Here is a 22,929-nt window from a genome sequence, read left to right as displayed (position 1 = left end):
GCGCAACGGGTGTCCCCGGGGTGGGGCCGGCCCTACCTCGCGAGCAGTTCCTCGCGTCCCCGGGCCCGGTACTGGGCGAGCAGCGCGTCGACGTCGGCCCTCTCCAGCGGCCGGTAGGCCGGCTCGCCCGGGGGCCGCCACCACACCGGGTCCGGGCAGCGAAAGCCCTCCCGTCGCAGGCCCACCCGGTGGATCTTGCTGGTGGCGGTGACGGGCATCCGCTCCACGATCCGCAGGTAGCGGGGGGCCATCTTGGTCCCCAGGTCCGGCTGGGAGAGCAGGAACTCGCCGAAGGACAGCGGGTCGAAGGCGGCGCCGGACCGCAGGGCCAGCGCCGCCATCACCTGGTCCCCGGCCACCTGGTCGGGCACCGCGTACACCGCCACGGCGGCCGCGTCCGCGTACCGGGAGAGGATGTTCTCGATCATCGCGGCGGCGAGGTTCTCGCTGTCGACGCGCAGCCGGTCGTCGGTGCGTCCGGCGAAGTAGAGGAAGCCGTCGGCGTCGCGGTAGAAGAGGTCGCCGGTCCAGTACCAGCCGTCGCGGCGTCGTGCGGCATCGGCGTCCGGGTTGCGCCAGTAGCCCTCGAAGGGGTTGGGTCCGCGATTGACCAGCTCCCCTATCGCCTCGCCGCCGTTGAGCAGCCGGCCGTCGTCGGTGAGGACGGCGGGCGGGCACTCCTGCCGGGTGCCGGGGTCGACCACCGCGAGGTCGTCGCCGGGCGCGGCCCGTCCGATCGCGCCGGGCGGTGTGCCGGGGGCGCGCTGGATGGCCGCACCGCCCTCCGAGGAGCCGTACCCCTCCACCAGCCGCACCCCGAAGCGCTCCTCGAAGGCGGCGGCGTCCACCGCTCCGGCCTCCGTGCCGAAACCGGTCCGCAGCGGGTTGTCCCGGTCGTCCGGGCGGGCGGGCGTGGCCAGCAGGTACTGGACGGCGCGGCCCACGTAGGTGAAGTACGTGGCCCCGCAGGCGCGTACGTCGGCGAGGAACCCGGAGGCGGAGAAGCGGCGCCGCAGCGCGACGGTCGCGCCCGCCGCGAGCGCGGGCGCCCAGTCGGCGATCACCGCGTTGCCGTGGAACATCGGCATGCAGATGTAGTGCGTGTCGTCCGGGCGCACCCCGAAGTGGTCCACGAGCGACTGCCCGGCGGCGGCGAGCCTGCCCTGGGTGCAGATCGCGGCCTTGGGGGCGCCCGTCGAGCCGGATGTGAAGTAGAGCAGGAGGCGGTCGTCGGCGCGGGCGGTGCCGGTGTCGGGCACTGCGTCCGCGTAGGGCTCCAGGAGGCCGGCGTAGGCGTCCGTGTCGGTCACCAGGACGCGTACGCCGGGCAGGCCGAGGCCGTCGAGCAGTGGCAGATGGGCCCGCTCGGTGACCAGTACCCGGCACTCGGTGTGCAGGATGTCGCGGGCCAGTTCGGGGCCCCGCCGGGTCGGGTTGATTCCGGCGACGGCGGCGCCGGCGAGGGCTGCCGCGCTCAGCCACAGCGGGTACTCGGGGGTGTTGTCGAGCAGTACGCCGAGGTGCGGTTCGGCGCCGGGCGGCAGCAGGTCGGCGAGGAGCGCGGCCCGCGCGGCGGCACCCGCGGCCACCTGGTGGTGGCTCAGGAACCGGCCTTCGAACCACAGTCCCGGCCGGTGGTCGTCAAACCGTTCCCGCACGAGCTCCGCGACGGTGCGCTTCATGGACCCCATGGATGCGCACCATAATTGACGCACCGTCAGATGAGGAGGGGTGCGACGCCGCCGCCCGGGCGGCGGCCTCAGAATCCGCCGAGGGCGTCGTTCGCCGCGAAGACCTCGTGGTACGTGACCATGAAGCCGACACAGAAGGCGACTATCACACCGAGGAAGACCAGGAAGCCGACGGTGCCGGCGGCGGCCCTGCCCGGGTGCGGCTCCCGGGCCGTGGCCTTCTCGGGGCGTCCGGCCGCGTAGTGCACGGTGACGATGTCGCCCTCGACGACGGTGGAGGGGCCGCCCGCCTCGTCGAAGCGGACCGTGCGCCCCTCGCGCGTCGTGTACTCGTAGACGTGGTGCAGCGTCGTGGTGACCGAGGCGCTGCCCCCGCCGCTGGTGGTCGTGTACGAGCGCAGGCAGCGCGCCTCGGCGGTCAGTCCGCTGCTCCAGGCTCTCCTCAGCTCCAGCGAGCGGCGGACCACCTTGACGGCCATGAGCATCGTCACGGCCATGATCAGTGCGGGTATGGCGTAGAACAGCGCGTCCATCTCGTTCCCCCGGTGTCCGGTGCGGTTCCCCGCACGCCGCCGCGGTCCGTCGGCGTGCGGGGAACATACCCTCCGGGGAAGGAGGGGCGGCTCAAGGAAGGCTCAGAATGCGGGCGTCGCCCGAGCCGCCCCGGGGCGGGCCGGACTAGAACGTGACGTCCGCGCACGAGTAGAACGCGTTCGCCGTGTCGCTGATCGTCCACACGCCGAGGATGACGTGGTGGCCGCTCCTGCCGCCCGGCAGCGTGCCGGTGTGCGAGAACGTGGACGGGGGACGCTGTCCGTTGTAGGGAACGGTCAGGAACGGCGTGGTCTCCAGGTCCGCGCGGGTCAGCGCGTGGTCCTGGTTCCAGCCGTTCCTGGTGATGAAGTACTTGAAGTCGGTCGTGGCGTGCATCGCGGTGAACTGCCAGCGGAAACCGTAGCTCTGACCCGCGGTCACCTTCGTCGTCGGCCAGGCCGTGCCCGCAGGCGTCCTGGGCTGGTCCAGCTGACCGAAGTTGGTGTGGTTCGCGGAACAGATACGGCCGTCGGCCGGACCGGCGGCGGGGAAGCCCTTCGGGCCCTCGACGCTCTGGGGCTCCCATTGGATGTCACCGCAGTTGGCGACGGTGCCGCCGTTCGCGGCGCACATCTTCTGCCGACTGAGCGGCTGGTCGGTGTAGCCGTGGGCGTCGGCGCCGCCGGTCGAGAGCACGAAGGTGCCCGCGGTGGCGAGGCCGAGCACGGCCGCGTACAGCTTGGCTTTCCTGGTGGTACGGATCTCGGTCGTCCGTATGCGCATGCTGCCGCTCCTGGAGGACGTGGGGGAGGTTCTCGGTGAGCCGTGCGCGCGATTTTCAGGTCTAGACCAAGTCCCAGATTATTGCCGCTAGTTGAACATGTCCATACCAATCGCGAAGCTCTCCGCCCCGTACGCCGGGGCCCGGCCGCGGCACCGCCTCCCCCGGCGGCCGCACAGGATCCCGTACGGCCGACCCGTCCGCACACCTACGAGGAGGCGCACGGCCCGCCCGTCGGCACACCTACGAGGAGGCCTCCCTGCGCCCGGTGTAGAAGGCCACCGTCAGGTCCTTCACCAACGCCTTGCGTTCGTAGTCGTCGAGCTCCACGAGCCCCCGCATGGTCAGCCGGGTCACCGTGTCCTCGACCGAGTCGACGACGGAGCTCAGCACGGTGTCGCGGTGCTGGGCGTCCAGGGCGGCGACTCGGCGGCGCTGCATCACGGCCGCGACCTCCGGCGCGTACTCGATCCGGATCGGCTGCACCGAGAACACCTCCAGGCCCACCGGTGCCGTGTCGACGGCCACCAGCCGGGTCAGCGCCTCACCGACGGCGTCCGTGTTGCGCAGGGTCACGTCCTTCACGACGGCGGGCGGCAGTTCCGCCGGAAGCTGCGACAGCAGCCGGGTGAGCGCCGCCTCCACACACGCCCGCAGATACTCCTCGTGGTCCTCGATGCCGAGCGTGGCCCGCGCGGTGTCCTTGACCCGCCAGACGACGAGCACCACCACGCGCAGCGCGACCCCGTTCGCGTCGACCACCGACATGGGCTCGCTGCGCCAGTGCCGCAGCCGCACGTCCACCCGGCGGCGCAGCACCAGCGGGTTGATCCACATCAGTCCGGTGCGCCGGACCGTGCCGCGGTAGCGCCCGAACAGCCCGAGCACCCAGGCCCGCCCGGTCCGGCCGCGGGCCAGCCCCCCGAAGCCGAACAGGCCGAGCGCACCGGCCCCCGCGTACGCCGCCCACTGCGCGGGCCCGAACCCGGCGCCCACGGCGGACGGCAACTCCAGCGCCCCGGTCACGGACGGCGGCAGCGCACCCGACCACCACGAGGTGAGCACGCACCCGGCCACCCCGCAGGCCCCGGCCAGCACTCCCACAGCTCCGGACAGCACCCGGGCGGGCCGCTCCACCAGCTCGGGCTCGACCTCCGGCACCGGGCGGGGCGCCCGCCCGGGAGCGGGCCTTCTGACCCTCGGCTGTTCACCGGTCCCACGCCTGCGGCCCACGACGGCGGGCGAGAGCGGCACGGAGACGGGCTCCGGGTCGTCCCGGAAGAGCAGGTGGACGGGGATCTCGGTGGTCGCCTCGTTCTGGATGAGGCGCGCGGACCGGGGACCGCCGGCGCCCTCCGCGGTCGCATCGGACCCGGAGGCCTGGGAGGACGCCCCCTCCGACTCCGGGGTGTGTGACGTCGTCGTGCTCATAGCTGCCTCCATGCCTCCGCGCCTGGAAGTTTCGTGAGAACCCGGGACGGACCCGGGAATCGCCGGGCCGTGCCGGACGGACCCGGAACCGACGGACGGACTGACCAGATGTTCACGAGGCCCCGGGACGGTGCTCAGGAGAAGAGCCGCCGCCACGTCTCCGGCCCCGGATAGCCGTCCGCTGCGCCGCCGCGCCAGCCCTGGGACCGCTGGAACGCCTCCACGTTGCGCCGGTCCGCCTCACCCCAGCGCGGACCGGGCCCCGAGGTGTAGTACTTGCCGAACCCCTTTATGACCAGCCGCCGCCCGAGCCGGGTGACATGGGCGTTGTCGGCGCCGGGCCGGAACATGCCGCGCCCCGGATAGCCCGGCACGCCGTGCGAGGATCCGCCCGGCGTCTGGCTGCCGTCCTGTCCGGTGCCCTCCTTGCCGCCGAAGGACCCCGTGGATCCCGACCCCCCCGCCACCGCACCGGCAATGTCCTTGCCCTTGCTTCCCACCAGGTACGACCAAGTCTGCGGCCCCGGCAGCCCGTCCGCGTCCGACCCGGTCCAGCCCTGCGCCCGCTGGAACGCCTGGGTGGCCCGCCGGTCCGCGTCCGACCAGCGCGGCCCCGGCCCCGAGGCGTAGAAACGGGCCGCACCCCGGTCGACGAGGAGGCGGCCCAACTGGGTGACGTAGGCGTTGTCCGCGCCGGATCCGAAGTACGCCGAGCCCGGATAGCGTGCCGTCGCGGTGCCCGGGGATGACGCGCCCGCACCGGTCGCGGCCCTGGCGAGCCCCTTGTACCGGTAGGCCAGATAACCGCTGGAGTGCGTCCAGTAGGCGTACGGCGTGGACCGCTTGCGGGTGTGCGGGCGGGTCTGCTCGTAGGCGACGTAATAGGTGTGCGTGTAGTCGGTCCAGCCGCCGAACAGGACGACGTGCGAGCCGTTCTGCGGGTCGGCGGGATTGTGGAACAGCAGGATGTCGCCGGGCTGGAGCTGGTCCCGGGAGACGCGCACCCCGAAAACCGCGAGGCTGCCCGTCCATTCGTTGCCGGGCAGGTTCCAGGCCATCGAGACGAAGCCGGAGCAGTCCTGCCGGTATCCGTCCGACCAGTACGCGCTCATGCTGTACGGCACCCGACCGGAGACCCAGGCCTTCGCCCGGTTGATGATCGCGGCCCGGGTGGTCGTGGGCACCTCGGCCCCGGGCCTGGCCGGTTTCGCGGGCCTGCCCGCCGGGCCGTGCAGCGGGGCCCGGCCGCCCTGCGGGGTACCGGGCTCGTCGTCCGCGGACCCGCCCGGCCGGGCGGGTCCGTGCGCGACCGCGAGCGCCGGCACAGACTGGCCGGCGCCGAGGACGGTGCCCGCCGCGGCGGCCAGGGCGAGCGCCCTGCGTGCCGCCGGATGGCCCACGGGTCCGGGCAGCGCGGAAGCGGGCATCACACGCCGCCAGTGCACGCATCCGGGGCAGTCGCAGTCGCTCGCGGGATCGATCTCCTCGAACACCGGAGCATTCATGCGACTCCCCTCGTACTCCCCGTCAAATTGTCCGCATTTCTGCACATTCGCCAGTCTGGCAACTGTGCCCCGGTGTCGCATGTTGACGGTCCGAATGATGTACGCCACCCGGGGGCCCCGTCTCACCCTGAGCCGGCCGTGGCCACCGAAGCCCGAGCCCCTCCCTCGGCGCCCACCGCATCCGTCCGACCCGCGGCCACTCCCGCCCGGAGCCCTCCGCGCGCGCCCCGGCCCGCCCCTCTCCCCCACTCTCCGGCCCGGCCATCCGGCGGTCGGGAGCACCCTCCCGGGTCGGGTAGAGTTCTGCCGTCAGCAGGCGCCGCTAGCTCAGTTGGTTAGAGCAGCTGACTCTTAATCAGCGGGTCCGGGGTTCGAGTCCCTGGCGGCGCACAGACCGACGGGCCCTCTCGCCACCGCGAGGGGGCCCTTCGTCGTACGCCACATCACCCTCGCCGTCGTACACGTGTCCCAATGAGCGCGTATGACCGGTTAACACATCGTTTCGCATCTTGCGATCATGATGAACGGCGTAGAACCCTGGGCTTCAAGGGACTGTCGATACATGACGGTTGGGGGCAGGGCCGGTTGCGGGCATGGGGGGTTGGGGGCCCCTCTTCATGAACGGATGCCGAGGGGGGCATCATGCAACCGGAAGGTCGTCGTTCCATGTCTATAGGGTGTGGAAGATGTGGTGACTGCGGCCTGCCAGTGATGCGTCCGGGAAGGTCGAGGGGGACCTGAGCGGGCGCCAAGAACCGACGAACACGCACTTGACCGTGCGTGCGGGGGGATGACTCATGACGTCGACGCCGACGGGCGCCCGGCAGAATTTCGACCCGTCCGAGACGACCCAGCTCCGTGTGCCGCCGCACCGGACGGGCGGCTTCCGGAGAATCAAGAAGTCGCTTCCGAGGTACGACTACGAGCACTACAGCCGGCTCGCGGGGCCCCTCACTCAGCCGGACCCGGGCAAGCCCTACAAGGTGCAGTACCGCTCGCTGCTGTCGCAGGAGCCGCACCGCATACGGGCGGCCCTCATGCTGGGCGCGGCGCCGCTGCTCTCGCTGATCCTGCTGGGCTGGCTGCTCCAGCCCGAGCACTGGACCGAACGCGACTACCCGGCCTACGACTTCCTGCCCGCGCTCGACATCGTCATGCTGGTCTCGATCGGTCTGATCGAGTTCTTCCGCTGCATGAACGTGCTGTCGAACGCGCACGCCACCCTGGTCGCCCGCGACCCGATCCCGGTCGTGCCGGAGACCGGCACCAGAGTCGCCTTCCTCACCTCCTTCGTGCCCGGCAAGGAACCCCTCGCCATGGTGACGAAGACCCTGGAGGCGGCGGTCAAGCTGCGCCACCGGGGTCTGATGCACGTCTGGCTCCTCGACGAGGGCGACGACCCCGAGGTGAAGGAGGTGTGCGCGCGTCTGGGCGTGCACCACTTCTCCCGCAAGGGTGTCTCGAAGTGGAACCGGGCCAAGGGCCCGCACCGCGCCAAGACCAAGCACGGCAACTACAACGCCTGGCTCGAGGCGCACGGCGACGACTACGACTACTTCGCCTCGGTCGACACCGACCACGTGCCGCTGCCCAACTACCTGGAGCGGATGCTCGGCTTCTTCCGCGACCCGGACGTCGGCTTCGTCATCGGCCCGCAGGTGTACGGCAACTACGACGCGTTCGTCACCAAGGCCGCCGAGTCCCAGCAGTTCCTCTTCCACGCCCTCATCCAGCGCGCCGGCAACTTCTACGGCGCCCCGATGTTCGTGGGCACCTCGAACGCCGTACGCATCAAGGCGCTGAAGCAGATCGGCGGCCTGTACGACTCGATCACCGAGGACATGGCGACCGGCTTCGAGATCCACCGCGCGAAGAACCCCGCCACCGGCCGGAAGTGGAAGTCGGTCTACACGCCGGACGTGCTCGCCGTCGGCGAGGGGCCGAACGCCTGGACGGACTTCTTCACCCAGCAGCTGCGCTGGTCCCGGGGCACCTACGAGACGATCCTCAAGCAGTACTGGAAGGGCTTCTTCTCCATGCCTCCGGGCAAGCTCTTCAACTACACGATGATGATCATCTTCTACCCGATGTCGGCGCTGAACTGGATCCTCGCGGCACTGAGCTGCGCCCTCTTCCTGGGCCTGGGCGCCTCCGGCGTGAACATCGACCCGACGGTCTGGCTGATGCTCTACGGCAACGCGTCCGCGCTGCAGATCGGCCTGTACATCTGGAACCGGCGCCACAACGTCTCCCCGCACGAGCCCGAGGGTTCCGGCGGTGTCGCGGGCATGGTGATGTCGGCGCTGTCCGCGCCGATCTACGCCCGCTCGCTGATGGACGCCGTACTGCGCCGCAAGAGCAAGTTCGTGGTGACGCCCAAGGGCGATTCGGCCAGCCCCGACACGCTGTTCGGGACCTTCCGGATCCATCTGTTCTTCATCCTGGTCTTCGCCGGCTCGATCACCGCCGGCTTCGTGCTCGGGCACTCCCACCCCGCGATGATCACCTGGGCCTCCTTCGCCCTGCTGATCACGGCCTCGCCGATCTTCGCCTGGCGCTGGACCATGCGCCAGGAGCGGAAGAAGCCGCCGACTCCGCCCGAGGCCGCCACCGTCCCGCCGCAGGCCTCCGTGCCGCAGCAGGAGCAGCACGCCCCGCACGCGCCGCAGCAGCGGCCCACCTGGGCCTCGGCCGGGGGCAACGACCAGACCATGCAGATCGCCCTTGGGGGACGTAAGAAATGAAAGACGGTGCCCGCCGCCGCCGTGCCCGCCGCCTCGGCATAACCGGGGTGGTGGTGCTCGCTCTGGCCGGGATGAACGGGCCCTGGCTGTATCGCTTCGGGACGGACAAGTACCACCAGTACACGATCAACAAGCCCGAGTACAAAGCCGACAACGGCCACTGGGACATCGTCCAGTTCCCCGAGGAGTACCGGCAGAACACCATCCACGCCGCCCTGCTGCACACCGGCAAGGTCCTGCTCGTCGCGGGCTCGGGCAACAACCAGGACAACTTCGACGCGAAGAGGTTCGACACGCGGATCTGGGACCCGGTCAAGGGCACCATCAAGAAGATTCCCACGCCGAGCGACCTCTTCTGCACGGGCCACACCCAGCTGTCCAACGGGAACCTGCTGATCGCGGGCGGCACCAAGCGGTACGAGAAGCTGAAGGGTGACGTCACCAAGGCCGGCGGCCTGATGATCCTGCACAACGAGAACCCGGACAAGCCGATCACCCTGCCCGCGGGCACCAAGTTCACCGGCAAGAAGAACGGCAAGACGTTCGTCTCCAAGGACCCGGTGCTCGTACCGCGCGCCAAGAAGGTCTTCGACCCGGCGACCGGCGTGTTCCTGCGCAACGACCCGGGCCTCGGCCGCATCTACGTCGAGGCGCAGCGCAGCGGCCAGAAGCACGAGACCGGCACCCAGGACAACTACCGCGTCCAGGGCCTGACGGGCACCGACGCCCGCAACACGTACGGCATCGCGCAGAAACTCGCCCTGGACAAGAAGGACTTCCAGGGAATCAGGGACGCCTACGAGTTCGATCCGGTCGCCGAGAAGTACATCAAGGTCGACCCGATGAACGAGGCCCGCTGGTACCCGACGCTGACCACCCTGTCCGACGGCAAGGTGCTCAGCCTGTCCGGTCTCGACGAGATCGGCCAGCTGGTCCCGGGCAAGAACGAGGTGTTCGACCCCAAGACCAGGAAGTGGACCTACACCAAGGGCATCCGGCAGTTCCCGACCTATCCGGCGATCTCCCTGATGCAGAACGGCAAGCTCTTCTACTCGGGCTCGAACGCCGGGTACGGCCCCGACGACGTGGGCCGCGAGCCCGGTGTCTGGGACGTGGAGACCAACAAGTTCACCAAGCTCAAGGGTCTGAGCGACGCGAACATGATGGAGACCTCGGGCACGGTGCTGCTGCCGCCCGCCCAGGACGAGAAGTACATGGTGATCGGCGGCGGCGGGGTCGGCGAATCCCAGCTGTCCAGCAAGAAGACCCGGCTCATCGACCTCAAGGACAAGAACCCGAGGTTCGTGGACGGCCCCGAGCTGGAGAAGGGCACCCGCTACCCGCAGTCCTCGATCCTGCCCGACGACACCGTGCTGGTGTCCGGCGGCTCCGAGGACTACCGCGGGCGCGGTGACTCCAACATCCTCCAGGCGCGGATCTACGACCCCAAGTCGAACACCTTCGACCGGGTGGCCGACCCGCTGGTGGGCCGCAACTACCACTCGGGATCGCTCCTGCTGCCCGACGGCCGCGTGATGTTCTTCGGGTCCGACTCGCTCTACGCCGACAAGGCCGACACCAAGCCGGGCGTGTTCGAGCAGCGCATCGAGATCTACACGCCGCCGTACCTGTACCGGGACTCGCGGCCCTCGCTCTCGGGGGGTCCGAAGACGATCGCGCGCGGCGGCTCGGCCACGTTCTCCTCGCAGCACACGTCCTCGATCAGGACGGCCCGGCTGATCCGGCCGAGCGCCTCCACGCACGTCACCGACGTCGACCAACGGTCCATCGCGCTGGACTTCACCAAGACGAAGGACGGCATCACGGTGACGGTTCCCAAGAGCCGCAACCTCGTGGAATCCGGCTGGTACATGCTGTTCGTGACGGACGACCAGGGAACGCCGAGCAAGGCCCAGTGGGTCAGGGTGCCCTGATCCCGGCCGCCCGGCACCGGCTGCGCCTCGCCCCGGAGGGCGAGGCCCACGGACGAAGGGGGCGCCCTCCGCTTCGAGCGGAGGGCGCCCCCTTCTCCTCGTGTCCGGCTGCCGATGCCCGGCGGCTCGCCCGCTATTCGGTGGCCTGTGCGAGCTTCAGCGCGTACTCCGGCCACCACTGGCCGGCCTTCGGCCCGCCCTTGCACGTTCCGTCGGACTCGCCCGGCCGCTTGACCCAGAGATAGGCGTCGACGAGCGGGTCGGCCGTCTTGGTCGTGGGGGTCTCGCCGAGCGCGCGGCCCGGCGGGTTGCACCAGTTCTCGTCGGCCTTGCCGCGCGTGTACGGGCCGTTGCCGTTGCGGCTGGTGTCGACGACGAAGTGCTTGTCGCCGACCTTCGCGGACAGCTGCTTGCCGTACGCGATGGAGTCCTCGGTCGAGTAGAAGTTGGAGACGTTGACGGAGAAGCCGTCGGCCTGGTCGATGCCCGCCCACTGGAGGGGCTGGAAGATCTGGTCGGGGTGTCCCCAGCCGGCGTTGCCCGCGTCCAGGTACACCTTCGTGTTCTTCAGGGACTTGAGCTTGCCGATGGCGCCCTTGAGGAGGTCGTAGCGCTCCTCGTGGTACTCGTCCGGGGTGCACTGGTTGACCAGGTGCAGGACCGCGTCCGGCTCCAGGATCACCGTGGCGGGCCGGTCCCCGATGCCCTGGGCGACCCCGTCGATCCAGGTCCGGTAGGCGTCGCCGTCGGCGGCGCCGCCCTGCGAGAACTGTCCGCAGTCGCGGTGCGGGATGTTGTAGAGGACCAGGATCGCGGCCCGGTCCGCCTTCTCGGCGGCCTCCGTGAAGCCGCGCGCCTCCGACTCCGGGTTCTCCGGGCCGATCCACTCGCCGGTCGGCTGCTCCGCTATCTTGCGGATCTGCTCGGCCTCGTCCTTCTTGTCCGCCTTCAGGTAGGAGGCGACCTGCTCGGCCGCGTTCCCGTCAGGATTGACCCAGAACGGGTCCGAATTCTTGGGCTGTTGCGTGACCTTGGCCCCCGAGCCGTCGCTCTTGCCGTCGCCCCCGGAGGAGGAACATCCCGCGAGAAGCAGGGCCGCCCCCACCACCGCCACGGACGCCCGTGCCCCGGCCCCCCTGCTGCCGTACATCCAACTCCCCCTTGGGTGCACCGTCCTAAGTCTCAATCCTGACATAGGTGTCGCGCGGCTCACGAGGTCGCCCACCCCTTGTCGGAGAGCTGTTACAGCCCCGGACCGTCCGGGACCCGTAGACACCCGCCCCGGGCGCGCGATGCGCACGTTGCGGGCGCCGGGCCGCCCCGGCCCGTCCCGGGGCCGCGTCCACCTGCACCCATCACGCAGAGCCACGGGTCGTGGACTTGGCGTCAGACGACCTCTAGGCCGGAACGCTCATCCGTTCTAGAGTTGCCACGCATGGCCACGGCCCCGAGCCGGTTGCCTCCGCCCGCGTACCCGCGCGGACGGACTCAGAACCTCCCGCGCCGGTCGCCGGGTTACTCCCGCAGCCCGTGCGCGCGCGGTCGAGGACCAGCCCGGTCGACGGCTCCCGGGGGAGCGTGTCGTCGACCGGGCCCGGTACCGCTCGTCAACCGCTCCCGGTGAGGTACGCCGACACCACCACGTTCGCCGTGTAGGTGCGGCTCGCGCGGTCGAAGGTGCCGCCGCAGGTGACGAGACGCAGCTCGGCCCGCCCCGGCTTGCGGGCACCGTAGGCCTGCTGGGCGTCGAAGTGATCGCGCGGGATCACCTGGACCTCGTCCACGGTGAACTCGGCGACCTTCCCGTCGTCGCGGACGACACGAACAGTCGCTCCGGGCCGCACCGCGCTGAGCTTGTAGAAGACCGCGGGCTTGGTCTCCGTGTCGACGTGCCCGACGAACAGGGCGGCGCCGGCCGCTCCCGGCCGCACGCCGGCGGCGTACCAGCCGACCACGCCGGGCTGCTCGAAGGGCGGCGGCTCGATCGCGCCCTGCCGGTCGAGCCCGCGGGCGACGACGGGGGCCTGCACCCCCATCGACGGGATGTCGAGGCGCTGCGGGCGCGCGTTGCCGAGCGGCTCCAGCGCGGGCGGCAGCGGGACGTCCGGGCGCCCGACGGCCGCGATGTCGCCGGTGGTGGGCGTCGTGAGCCCCTGCCGGACATCGGTCACGTCGCGGCCCCACAACCACAGCCCGAACAGCAGCACCAGCCAGGCCACCGCGGTCAGCAGCCGCCCCGTGCCGGAAGAACGCTCGTGCTCGGACATGTCAGTCGCGGTCGTCCCCCCGGCGCGTGACGGTCCGGGCGGAGCCGCGGACCCTGGGGAGGATCGCGACGGCGACGGCGGCCACGCCGGCCAGGACGAGGCCGATCACGGCCTGCCGGGTACCGGGGCCCGCCGCTCGCGCGTCCGGGGTGGCGAGGAGCACGGTGCCGCCGCCGCCCGCGTGCACGGGCGCGACCGGCGAGGCCGGGACGTCGGGGGGTGCGGACACGAGGCCGGAGCCGTGGTCGGTACCGGAGTCCTCGTCGGAGCCGGGGTCCGTCCCGGGTTCTTCGGCGGGCCTGCTCTGCGGCACGAGAGCCGTCGGGATGATGCCCGTCGGCACGATGCCCGTCGGGACGATGCCCTGCGGCACCCGGATGGTCGGCCCGATGTCCTGCGGCAGCAGGTGCTGCACGACGTCGCTCGGCAGCAGGTCGGGCAGGGCGCCCTGGGTGGCGGAGCTCCGCGGGACGATCTGCGCGACGCCCCTGACCTTGCCGTCCCCGCCGTCGCAGTCGACCTCGACGGTGTACGTGCCGGGCGCCAGCCCGCTGGTCACCCGGGTGTCGCCGGTCAGGACGCCCCCGCCGACGGCGGTGAGCCGCGCGTCGGAGACGAACGCGGAGGACGTGGCGGTGCCCGTCCTGCCCGAGCAGCCGGTCGCCCGAAGCTGGACGTCGGTGCCGGGCGCGGGGGCCGCGGGCGTCAGCAGCACGCCCGTACCCGGGTCGGCCGCGAAGGCGAGGGGGGCGAGCCACGCTGTGGGTGCGAACGCGGCCACGACCGCCGCCCCGGCGCAGAGAGTGATTCGCATGGAACGCATCGTGAACCTCCAGACAACAGGAGGTTCCCCCCAGCGGCGCCGGGGCGCATCTTCAGAGCGACCCGGTTGCTCCATCCGAGTCTGCGTGCCTTCGTACCGGTTTCAAACGGGCCGGTGGGTCTCAGACCAGGTCGACGAGGTCCGCGATCGAGTCCACGACCTTCGACGGCCGGTACGGATACTGCTCGATCTCCTCGGGTGTGGTCAGGCCGGTGAGGACCAGGAAGGTCTGCATCCCGGCCTCCAGCCCCGCCAGCACGTCGGTGTCCATGCGGTCGCCGATCATCGCGCTGGTCTCGGAGTGCGCCCCGATCGCGTTCAGGCCGGTGCGCATCATCAGCGGGTTCGGCTTGCCCGCGAAGTACGGCTGCTTGCCGGTCGCCTTGGTGATCAGTGCCGCGACCGCGCCGGTGGCGGGCAGCGGTCCCTCGGTGGACGGGCCCGTCTCGTCAGGGTTGGTGGCGATGAAACGGGCGCCTTCCTTGATCAGCCGGACCGCCTTCGTCATGGCCTCGAAGGAGTAGGTGCGCGTCTCGCCGAGGACCACGTAGTCCGGGTCGTGGTCGGTGAGGACGTATCCGATGTCGTGCAGCGCCGTCGTCAGACCCGCCTCGCCGATGACGTACGCGGTGCCGCCCGGCCGCTGGTCGTCCAGGAACTTGGCGGTGGCCAGGGCCGACGTCCAGATGTTCTCGACCGGCACGTCGAGGCCCATGCGCCGGAGTCTGGCGTGCAGGTCGCGGGCGGTGTAGATGGAGTTGTTGGTGAGCACCAGGAAGGGCTTCCCGGACTCACGCAGCTTCTTGACGAAGGCGTCGGCGCCGGGGATCGGCACGCCCTCGTGGATGAGCACACCGTCCATGTCGGTGAGCCACGATTCGATGGGCTTGCGCTCTGCCATCTGCTGGGTCTCCTGCCGTCCTGGCGTACCTGCACGCACTCGATCCGGGGACGCCGGAACGACGTTGTGCCGGCGCCCCCAGCCTAGGGGGTGCCGTTCGGCATCTTTTCGGACCCCGATCCGAACGGCATCCCTGGGTCACGACAGCGTGGTTCCGGGCCCGGCGGGGCCGGTGGTGCCATCGGACCGGCTCGACCGACACCCCGTCGAGCACCCGGTACCAGCTGCTCCCGCCGGTGCGGCGGAACCGGACCCGCGCCGTCCGCGCTCCGGCCGCCCGACTCGTCGTTCAACGCGTGTCCGCGCGACCGGCTCGGCGTCAGGCCCGCCGGTTCCCGGACGAGGCCGCCGGGCCGGGCGGCCGTGCACAGCACCACGGCGTCGCCGCTGCGGATGTCGCCCGTGAAGTCCTCGTCCAGCCGCGGGGCTCGTGGCACGGCGATGTGCGCCTTCACCGCGTAGCACTTCGGGATACGACCGTGTTCCGGGATGCCGGAGCGGAAGGGGGCCCGGGGGCCTGGTGGTTCGGGTAGCCCACGAGGGGACCGCCGACGACGGCGCCGGGGCCCCGCGGTACGGGTGTCAGCGGTGCCGGCCCGGGCGCTCCCGGCGGAAGACCACGAAGAGGGCGGCCCCGGCCGCCGACAGCAGCAGGCCCGCCACCACCCCGACGGCGTGCGGCGCGCCCTGTCCCGTACTGGCCAGCACGTCCGCGGACGGGTTCGCGTTCTCGTCCGTGCCGGTGGCGTCACGGCTCGCGCCCCCCGTGGCGGTACCGTCCCCGGCACTCGCGGTGGACCCGACCCCGGGCTCTGCCCCGGCGCTCTCCCCGTCACCGGCACCCTGCCCCGGATCCCGCCCTTCCCCCTGCTGCTCCTCCCGCGACTCCTCGCCCCGCTCCTCGTTCCCCTGCGGGTCCTCGCTCTGGTCCTCGACGCGGAAGCGGTAGTCGTTCGACTCCCCCACCCAGTCGCCGTCGTCGTTGTGCCGCTGCACGACGGCCGCGTTGGCGACGACCTCGTTCGGCACGGGCGCGTCCGACGTCAGGGACAGCCGCACCTTCACGGTGAGGGTCCGGCCCGCGCCCACGGTGAACCCCGGGAATCCGTCGTCGAACGCGCCTACGTTCTCGGCCTCGTCGCTCTTGTCGAACGTCACCGCGTGCGACTTCTCTCCCTCGTAGAACTCCAGCCGCGCCTGCTCCGGCCGCAACGCCCGCTTCTCGTCCACGAGCACGACGATCGGGTGGATGCCGCCGCAGGCGTGCGCGGTGGTGTTGGTGAGGTCGATGTACCAGGTCGAGAAGCCGCCGCCGACGCCGTACACGGCCGGGCCGCCGTGGATACGGGTCTTGATGGGGAAGTCCCGGGTGTCGGGCGCGGCGCAGGCGGGACGCGGCTCCGAGGCGGTGAACGCCGGGGCCGGGGTCGACGCGAAGGCCGCCGGGGCGAGACTCCCCAGAGCCGCGGGGGCGGCGGCGGTCAGGGTGAACGGAAGCAGGGAACGCAGTCGCATGAAGGGCCTTAGCCGATCGGGGGACGGCTGGGAGCGGGGTCGAAAGCGGCAGGGGTACCGCGCAACGGCCTCCCCGACCGTGCCATGCCGCTCGGCCCGCAACGCCCCACCACGCCGGACAAGTAGCACAAATAGCCCGAACGGCAGCCCCTTTCGAGTGCCGTGGGGCCGTCAGGCCGCCAAGCGCCGGCTGCCGTTGGCAGAGGCCTTTCGACACCGGGGAACGCAGAGCCCGTCCGACGCCGGCGCCGGCTCTGGCTCTGGCTCTGGCCCCTGGCTCTGCCCCTGGCCCCTGGCTCTGGCCCTGGCTCGCCGAGCCCTTTCGGCACCCGGGAACGCTCAGTCCGTGCGGCGTCGGCCTTCACTCCGAACCCCTTCCGGCCTGGAGGCGGGAGCCGGGTTTGGAGGCGGGAGCCGGGCCTGGAGGCCAGTGCCGGGCGGGAGCCGGGCCTGGAGACCGGTGCGGGCCTGGAGACCGGTGCCGGGCGTGCCCGGCGTGCCGGGTGCGCGCCGGACGGGTTTCGCCCCCGCCGCCCCTGCCCGTCCCTTGTTCCCCGGCCACCCCTGCCCGTCCCTTGTCCCCGGGAGCACCGTCCCCAGACCCCCGGATCGGCCTGAACCGCCTCACCCTCAAACGCCGGACGGGCTCGTCACTCCCCGCGCGCTGCCACATCCGAGGTGTGGCCCGGCCCCGCCACCCCTGCCCCGATCACTCCCCGGCACTCCCAGGTACGGCAGAGCGAACCCCGCCCCTACCCCTCCCCCCGCCCGAACAGCGGGGCCAGCAGCAGCTGTGCGGCCCCCTCGGCGACGCCCCGCGCCCCGCCCGGAGCCACCCGCACGGGCACGCCCGCGGCAACCCCTTCACGCCGGGCCCGCTCCTCCAGCACCGCCCCGACCCCGCGCACGAAGACGTCCTCCGCCGCCGCGACGGTCCGCCCGCCCAGCAGCACGCGATCGATGTCCAGCAGCCCCACCAGGTTCGCGGCCCCCGCTCCGAGCACCCGGGCCGCCTCCTCCGGCGCTCCCCGCCGGACCGCGTCCAGGCACAGCACCTCGATGCACCCCCGGTTGCCGCACCCGCACAGCGGCCCGTCCAGCTGGACGACCTGGTGCCCGAACTCGCCCGCCCCGGTGCGGGCCCCGCGATGCACCGCCCCGCCGATCACGAGCCCGGCCCCCAGCCCCGTACCGAGATGCAGGTACGCGAAGGACCCGCCGCCGGAGCCCGCCGGCGCGGCGAACCCGGCGGGCTCGCCCCCCGCCACCGCGATCTTTAGGGCGGCGGCGTTGGTGTCCTTGTCCACCACGACCGGCAGGCCCAGCCGTCCCGCCAGCGCGTCCCGCAGCGGGAACCCGTCCCACTGGGGGAACCCGGTGACGCGGTGCAGCACCCCGCGCGTGTGGTCGAGCGGTCCGGGCAGGGCGACGCCCACGCCCAGCACGGACATCCCGGCGAGCAGCGCCTCGACCTCCCCGGCCGCGCCCTCGACGACCGCGGCGCCCCCGGCGCCCAGGTCCAGCGGGGCCCTGCGCTCCGCCACGACCGCTCCGGTGAGGTCGCACAGCACCGCCGTGAGCTCGTCCCGGTCGAGATGGAGTCCGACGGCGTGACCGGCCTCGGGGACGAGCCGCAGCACCGTGCGCGGCTTGCCGCCGGTGGAGGCCCGGCGGCCCGCCTCCGCCGCGAGCCCCTCGGCCCGCAGCCGTGCGGTGATCTTGCTGACTGCCTGCGGGGTCAGCCCCGTCCGCTCGGCGAGTTCGAGCCGGCTGATCCCGGTGGGCCCGGCGGCACGCAGCAGGTCGAGCAGGAGGGCGGCGTTGTGGCTGCGCAACGCCGGCAGGTTCGCCCCGGCGGGTCCTGCCAAGCCCACGGCCCCGCCCGCACCCGCGCCCGAGGAGCCGCCCGAGCCGACCGCCCCGACGGCTCCGCCCGCCCCCGCAGCCCAGTGCGCACCGCCCGCCGGCTCGGCAGCGCCCGCCCGTGCTCGGCCCCCGGCCGCCGTCGGCGCCGGTGCCCGTCCCGCCTCTCCCGCGTTCGTCCTGTTCACATCGGCCATTGTCTCTCGCGCTTGCACTTTGGCAACAGCGTTGCGAAAGTGGGGGGCATGATTCGTACTCCCCTCCGTGTGGGCCTCGTCGGCTACGGCCTCGCGGGCTCCGTCTTCCACGCTCCGCTGATCGCCGCGACCGAGGGGCTCGCCCTGGACACGGTCGTCACGTCGAACCCGGAGCGGCAGGAGCAGGCCCGCGCCGAGTTCGGCGACGGCCTCCGGTTCGCCGCCACTGCGGACGAGCTGTGGGCGCGCGCCGACGAGCTGGACCTCGTCGTCATCGCCTCACCGAACAAGACCCACGTGCCGATCGCGACGGCCGCGCTGAAGGCCGGTCTGCCCGTGGTCGTGGACAAGCCCATCGCCGGTACGGCCGCCGACGCCCGCGAGCTGGCGGCCCTGGCCGACGAGCGCGGGTTGCTGCTCTCCGTCTTCCAGAACCGCCGCTGGGACAACGACTTCCTGACCCTGCGCAAGCTGCTCGCCGAGGGTGAACTGGGCGATGTCTGGCGCTTCGAGTCCCGCTTCGAGCGCTGGCGCCCGCAGCCCAAGGGCGGCTGGCGCGAGTCCGGCGACCCGGCAGAGATCGGAGGTCTTCTCTACGACCTCGGCAGCCATGTCGTCGACCAGGCGCTCGTCCTCTTCGGTCCCGCGACCTCGGTGTACGCCGAGGCGGACGTCCGCCGCGACGGCGCCGCGACCGACGACGACACCTTTATCGCGATCACACACGCGAACGGCGTCCGCTCCCACCTCTACGTCTCCGCGACGACCGCCCAGCTCGGCCCGCGCTTGCGGGTCCTGGGCTCGCAGGCCGGCTTCGTGAAGTACGGCCTCGACCCGCAGGAGGCGGACCTGCGCGAGGGCAAGCGGCCCGCGGCGGGCACGGAATGGGGTGTCGAGCCCGAGGCGCTGTGGGGCCGCGTCGGTTCCGGGGAGTCCCCGCTGAGCGGCGGCGGGCGACCCGAGCCCACGGTCCCGGGCGCCTACCCGGCGTACTACGCGGCTGTCGCCGCCGCCGTCCGCGACGGCGGCCCCAACCCGGTCACCGCGTACGAGGCGGCCGCCGCGCTCGACGTCCTGGAGGCGGCCCGCCGGTCCGCCCGCGAGTCCGTGGTGGTGTCCCTGTGAACGCGCCGGAGATCGCCGAGCTGGAGGAGCAGGAGCGCCGCCTGACGCTGCCGCACTTCACGTACGACGACGCGTGGGCCCTGGGCACGCTCCTCGTGGAGCTCGCGCGCGAGCGCCGTGCGCCCGTCGCCGTCGACATCCGCCGCGGCGGGCAGCAGCTCTTCCACGCGGCGCTGCCGGGCTCGACCCCGGACAACGACGCCTGGATCGACCGCAAGCGCCGGGTCGTCGAGCGCTACGGCTGCTCGTCGCTCCTGGTCGGCTCGCGTTTCCGCGCCAAGGGCACGACGTTCGAGGAGTCCTCGCGCCTGGACCCCGACACGTATGCCGCGCACGGCGGCGCGTTCCCGATCGCCGTCGAGGGCGCGGGAGTCATCGGCACGGTGGTGGTGTCCGGCCTGCCACAGGTCGAGGACCACGCCTTGGTCGTAGAGGCCCTGGAAAAGCTCAGGACCACCTGAACGCCCCTCGGCCCCGCCGACAGGCGGGGCCGGAAGCACCCCGCGGGGGGCGCGGGAACGGCGCGCCCAGCCACCCCCGACCGGCACGGACCCCCCCGCCCCGAAAGCCCCTACCCCCAACCGCCCCCGAGCCCCCCGAGCCCCCGGCGCCCCGGGCTCCGCAGAACCGCAGCCCAAGCGGAGCGCCTACGCGTTCTTGAGGGCCTGCCGCTGCCGCCCCAGCCCCTCGATCTCCAGCTCTACGACGTCACCGGCCCGCAGGTACGGCTTCGGCTCGGGCTGCCCGAGGGCCACGCCGGCGGGCGTACCGGTGTTGATGACGTCACCGGGGTAGAGCGTCATGAACCGGCTGACGTAGCGGACGACTTCGGCGACGGGGAAGATCTGCTCGGCCGTCGTGCCGTCCTGCTTCAGTTCGCCGTTGACCCACAGCTTCAGCGACAGGTTCTGCGGGTCCGGGACCTCGTCCGCGGTCACCAGCCACGGCCCCAGCGGGTTGAACGTCTCGCAGTTCTTGCCCTTGTCCCAGGTTCCGCCGCGCTCGATCTGGAACTCGCGCTCGGAGACGTCGTGCGCGACCGCGTAGCCCGCGACGTGCGCGAGCGCCTCCTCGTCGGTCTCCAGGTAGCGGGCCCTACGGCCGATGACGACGGCCAGCTCCACCTCCCAGTCGGTCTTCACCGATCCGCGCGGCACGAGCACCGTGTCGTTCGGGCCGACCACGGTGTCCGCCGCCTTGAAGAAGACGACCGGCTCGGCGGGCGGCTCGGCACCGGTCTCGCGGGCGTGGTCGTGGTAGTTCAGCCCGATGCACACGACCTTGCCGATGCGGGCGAGCGGCGGCCCGACGCGCAGCCCGGCCGCGTCCAGCGCGGGCAGTTCCCCGGCCGCCGCGGCGGCACGGATCCGGCCGAGCGCCGCGTCGTCGGAGAGCAGCGCACCGTCGATGTCGGGGACGATGCCCGACAGATCCCGGAGGGTCCCCTCGGCGTCGAGCAGCGCGGGCCGCTCCGATCCCGCCGTACCGACTCGCAGCAGCTTCATGATCACAATCTCCCTCGATCGCGGGCTGTCGACCGACGGGTGCAGCCATCGGAGGACTGGTCGATCCTCCGAGTTCGACGTCCAGTCCGCAATACCCCGTTCACGGACTGGACCGTAACCCCCGGCGGCCGGGCTCAGACGAGGGTCGCCGCCGCGGGAGCCGCCCCCGGCATGTCGCGGTACAGCACCGCCCGCTCGACCGCGCTCCATGTCGTGCTGGTGACCACGTACAGCGCGGCGGCCAGCGGCACCACGGCCACGGTGAAGAGCGTGAAGAAGGACAGGAACGGCATGAACCGGTTGACCGAGGCGAGTCCCGGCAGCTGCTCGTCGCCGGCCGCCGGGGCGGCCGCCGCCATCGTCCGCCTCGTGCGCCGGTAGTTGAAGGTGGCGACGGCCGCGACGACCGCGAACAGGCCGAGGTACACGAGTCCCGGGGCACCGATGAGCCCGCCGTCGCCCAGGGCGTCCGCCCACCGGCCGCCGAGCGGCGCGGCCAGCAGCCGGTGCCCGAGCAGGGCGTTGGCGTCGCCACCGATCGTCGAGCTGGAGAACAGGTGGTAGAGGAGGAAGAAGGCCGGCATCTGGAGCAGGCTGGGCAGACATCCGGAGAGCGGCGACACCTTCTCCTGCGCGTGCAGCTCCAGCACCGCCTTCTGGAGCGTCTCCCGGTCCTTCCCGTGCTTCTTGCGCAGTTCCGCGATCCGTGGCTGGAGTTCGGCGCGCGCCCGCTGCCCGCGCGCCGACGCCCGGGACAGGGGGTGCACGAGGAGTCGTACGAGCGCGGTGAACAGGATGATCGCCGCGGCGGCCGCGGAGTCGTGGAACAGCGGGCGGAGCAGGTCGGCGAGCTGCTCGACCAGATCGGCGAACGCGGACATGAACGTGGACATGGGTGAGCCCTCCGAGGGGTCTCGTCGTGCCGGAATCGGACACCTCGACGGCGTCGGGGCGACGTGCGTCGGGGTTGCGGCATGACGGGCCCGCGCGGGGTGCACGGAGTGCCGGTCGGCGTGACCGGTGAGGTGATGGTGCGGTGCGTCCCTACGCGGTGGCCGTCAGAAGGGCACGGCCGGGTGCGCGCGGGCGGGTGCGCCCGGCGGCGTCGGGATCACGTTGGGGCAGGAACGCCGTACGGTGCTCACGGTCGCGGATGGCCGTCCGGACCCGTGTGCGGGGGACGGCGGGCGCGCAGCGCGAGACGGTGAGGGCGCAGACGGCGAGCGCGGAGCCGGCCGCCGCGGTCGCGGTGAACGCGACGGCCACGGCGGCGGAGAGGCTGCCCGTGTCGAGCAGCGCGACCTCTAGGAGAAGCGCCAGCAGCACGGCGACGGGACGCGCGTTCGCCCAGCTCCGTGTCATGGACCGCTTCCCCTCTCCGCTCGTGCCCGTGTGCGTACGCGTGCCTGTGGCCGCGTGCGTACGCGCCCCCTGTGCTCGTGCCCGTGCGGGTACGAGCGCCTGTGCTCGTGCCCGTGGTGCGGCGGGCCCACGTCGGCCGTCCCGCACCACGGCTTCCTGCCGTGCCTGACTCCCTGCCGTTATACAGGATCCGTCTCGATCGGCCGCAGCAGCCTCTTCGGCTTGAGCAGTGCCCGGCTGACCGGATCCGCCGGGTCCGGATCGAGTCCGGGTCCCGGCACCATTTCGACGTCCGGGACGGGCACGACGGTTCCGCAGACTGGGCATTCCCCGTAGGGACCGAGTTCCGTTCCGCACTCCGCGTGACGGAACGTCCGCAGCTGGGTCTCGGTGAAGTGCTCACGGCCCCACAGTCCGAGTGCGCGCAGCGTGGGCCACAGCGCGATGCCGCGGTCCGTGACCACGTACTCGTCGCGCGGCGGCGACTGTTGGTAGCGGCGCTTTTCGAGGATCCCCTCGGTGGTGAGCGTCTGGAGGCGGGCGGCCAGGACGGCGCGCGGGATGCCGAGGTGCACGAGGAAGTCGTTGTAGCGCCGCACGCCGTAGAGCGCGTCGCGGATGACGAGGAGCGTCCAGCGCTCGCCCACGACTTCGAGTGCGCGGGCGATCGAGCACTCCTGCGTCGCGTAGTCCTTGCCCAGAGCCATGCCCCCACTGTAGCCACTTTCCGACATCTTGGTTCAATGAACGA

Annotated in this window: 19 protein-coding genes and 1 tRNA gene; 5 read left to right on the top strand and 15 right to left on the bottom strand. The window is 72.0% G+C overall.

Annotated elements, in window-relative coordinates; genetic code table 11:
• Positions 1-32: 32 nt before the first annotated feature.
• The 5 genes from H305_RS0128575 to H305_RS0128555 all read right to left on the bottom strand — a co-directional run bounded on the left by H305_RS0128575 (position 33) and on the right by H305_RS0128555 (position 5,942).
• A complete protein-coding gene (locus H305_RS0128575; protein WP_028803467.1) occupies positions 33-1,691 on the bottom strand; it encodes an AMP-binding protein in 1,659 nt (552 codons plus the stop codon).
• 68 nt (positions 1,692-1,759) lie between these two features.
• Positions 1,760-2,224: a DUF3592 domain-containing protein gene (locus H305_RS0128570; protein WP_028803466.1), complete on the bottom strand. Its 465-nt coding sequence runs from the start codon at positions 2,222-2,224 to the stop codon at positions 1,760-1,762.
• Positions 2,225-2,369: 145 nt separating this feature from the next.
• Complete coding sequence (locus tag H305_RS0128565; protein ID WP_199791465.1) at positions 2,370-3,008, bottom strand: lytic polysaccharide monooxygenase auxiliary activity family 9 protein; 639 nt, start codon at positions 3,006-3,008, stop codon at positions 2,370-2,372.
• A 241-nt stretch (positions 3,009-3,249) separates the two neighbouring features.
• The gene (locus H305_RS0128560; RefSeq protein WP_078629287.1) at positions 3,250-4,437 is read right to left on the bottom strand and encodes an SPFH domain-containing protein; all 1,188 of its coding nucleotides are present in this window, start codon (positions 4,435-4,437) and stop codon (positions 3,250-3,252) included.
• 134 nt (positions 4,438-4,571) lie between these two features.
• On the bottom strand, positions 4,572-5,942 hold the full coding sequence (locus tag H305_RS0128555) for a peptidoglycan-binding protein (RefSeq protein WP_028803463.1): 1,371 nt from the start codon (positions 5,940-5,942) through the stop codon (positions 4,572-4,574).
• 316 nt (positions 5,943-6,258) lie between these two features.
• Between H305_RS0128555 and H305_RS0128550 the strand changes: the two genes are divergently transcribed.
• The 3 genes from H305_RS0128550 (at position 6,259) to H305_RS0128540 (ending at position 10,620) form a co-directional block, all read left to right on the top strand.
• Positions 6,259-6,332: transfer RNA gene (locus H305_RS0128550), tRNA-Lys, on the top strand.
• 407 nt (positions 6,333-6,739) lie between these two features.
• Positions 6,740-8,686, top strand: a complete 1,947-nt coding sequence (locus H305_RS0128545) for a glycosyltransferase family 2 protein (RefSeq protein ID WP_028803462.1) — start codon at positions 6,740-6,742, stop codon at positions 8,684-8,686.
• Positions 8,683-10,620: a kelch motif-containing protein gene (locus H305_RS0128540; protein WP_028803461.1), complete on the top strand. Its 1,938-nt coding sequence runs from the start codon at positions 8,683-8,685 to the stop codon at positions 10,618-10,620. Before H305_RS0128545 ends, H305_RS0128540 begins: the two co-directional genes overlap by 4 nt.
• Positions 10,621-10,753: 133 nt before the next feature.
• Here H305_RS0128540 and H305_RS0128535 read toward each other — a convergent pair whose 3' ends face one another.
• The 6 genes from H305_RS0128535 to H305_RS0128500 all read right to left on the bottom strand — a co-directional run bounded on the left by H305_RS0128535 (position 10,754) and on the right by H305_RS0128500 (position 18,000).
• The gene (locus H305_RS0128535) at positions 10,754-11,770 is read right to left on the bottom strand and encodes a glycoside hydrolase family 6 protein (protein ID WP_028803460.1); all 1,017 of its coding nucleotides are present in this window, start codon (positions 11,768-11,770) and stop codon (positions 10,754-10,756) included.
• A 457-nt stretch (positions 11,771-12,227) separates the two neighbouring features.
• Complete coding sequence (locus H305_RS0128530) at positions 12,228-12,887, bottom strand: class F sortase (protein ID WP_028803459.1); 660 nt, start codon at positions 12,885-12,887, stop codon at positions 12,228-12,230.
• A gap of 1 nt (position 12,888) precedes the next feature.
• Positions 12,889-13,701 (bottom strand): hypothetical protein, encoded by an 813-nt coding sequence (locus tag H305_RS55085; RefSeq protein WP_234021086.1) that lies wholly within the window; start codon positions 13,699-13,701, stop codon positions 12,889-12,891.
• Between the two features lie 130 nt (positions 13,702-13,831).
• Positions 13,832-14,611: an HAD-IIA family hydrolase gene (locus H305_RS0128520; protein ID WP_028803458.1), complete on the bottom strand. Its 780-nt coding sequence runs from the start codon at positions 14,609-14,611 to the stop codon at positions 13,832-13,834.
• Positions 14,612-15,193: 582 nt separating this feature from the next.
• The gene (locus H305_RS47250; RefSeq protein WP_037765630.1) at positions 15,194-16,126 is read right to left on the bottom strand and encodes an LPXTG cell wall anchor domain-containing protein; all 933 of its coding nucleotides are present in this window, start codon (positions 16,124-16,126) and stop codon (positions 15,194-15,196) included.
• A gap of 752 nt (positions 16,127-16,878) precedes the next feature.
• Positions 16,879-18,000, bottom strand: a complete 1,122-nt coding sequence (locus H305_RS0128500; protein WP_028803456.1) for an ROK family transcriptional regulator — start codon at positions 17,998-18,000, stop codon at positions 16,879-16,881.
• Between the two features lie 234 nt (positions 18,001-18,234).
• On the opposite strand from H305_RS0128500, the gene H305_RS0128495 reads away from it, so the two are divergent.
• Positions 18,235-19,311, top strand: coding sequence for a Gfo/Idh/MocA family oxidoreductase (locus H305_RS0128495; protein WP_028803455.1), 1,077 nt, complete (start codon positions 18,235-18,237; stop codon positions 19,309-19,311).
• Complete coding sequence (locus H305_RS0128490) at positions 19,308-19,772, top strand: heme-degrading domain-containing protein (protein WP_028803454.1); 465 nt, start codon at positions 19,308-19,310, stop codon at positions 19,770-19,772. Before H305_RS0128495 ends, H305_RS0128490 begins: the two co-directional genes overlap by 4 nt.
• Before the next feature lie 186 nt (positions 19,773-19,958).
• On the opposite strand, the gene H305_RS0128485 is transcribed toward H305_RS0128490, so the two are convergent.
• The 4 genes from H305_RS0128485 to H305_RS0128470 all read right to left on the bottom strand — a co-directional run bounded on the left by H305_RS0128485 (position 19,959) and on the right by H305_RS0128470 (position 22,885).
• The gene (locus H305_RS0128485) at positions 19,959-20,816 is read right to left on the bottom strand and encodes a fumarylacetoacetate hydrolase family protein (protein WP_028803453.1); all 858 of its coding nucleotides are present in this window, start codon (positions 20,814-20,816) and stop codon (positions 19,959-19,961) included.
• A 134-nt stretch (positions 20,817-20,950) separates the two neighbouring features.
• Entirely contained in the window at positions 20,951-21,709 is a 759-nt protein-coding gene (locus tag H305_RS0128480; RefSeq protein WP_028803452.1) for a YidC/Oxa1 family membrane protein insertase, read from the bottom strand.
• A 151-nt stretch (positions 21,710-21,860) separates the two neighbouring features.
• Positions 21,861-22,178, bottom strand: coding sequence for a DUF6412 domain-containing protein (locus H305_RS0128475; protein ID WP_028803451.1), 318 nt, complete (start codon positions 22,176-22,178; stop codon positions 21,861-21,863).
• A 179-nt stretch (positions 22,179-22,357) separates the two neighbouring features.
• A complete protein-coding gene (locus H305_RS0128470; RefSeq protein WP_028803450.1) occupies positions 22,358-22,885 on the bottom strand; it encodes a winged helix-turn-helix transcriptional regulator in 528 nt (175 codons plus the stop codon).
• Between the last annotated feature and the right edge of the window lie 44 nt (positions 22,886-22,929).

Source organism: Streptomyces sp. 142MFCol3.1 (assembly GCF_000424945.1).
GTDB classification, from domain to species: Bacteria; Actinomycetota; Actinomycetes; order Streptomycetales; family Streptomycetaceae; genus Streptomyces; species Streptomyces siamensis.
This window is presented reverse-complemented; position numbering and strand designations above follow the sequence as displayed.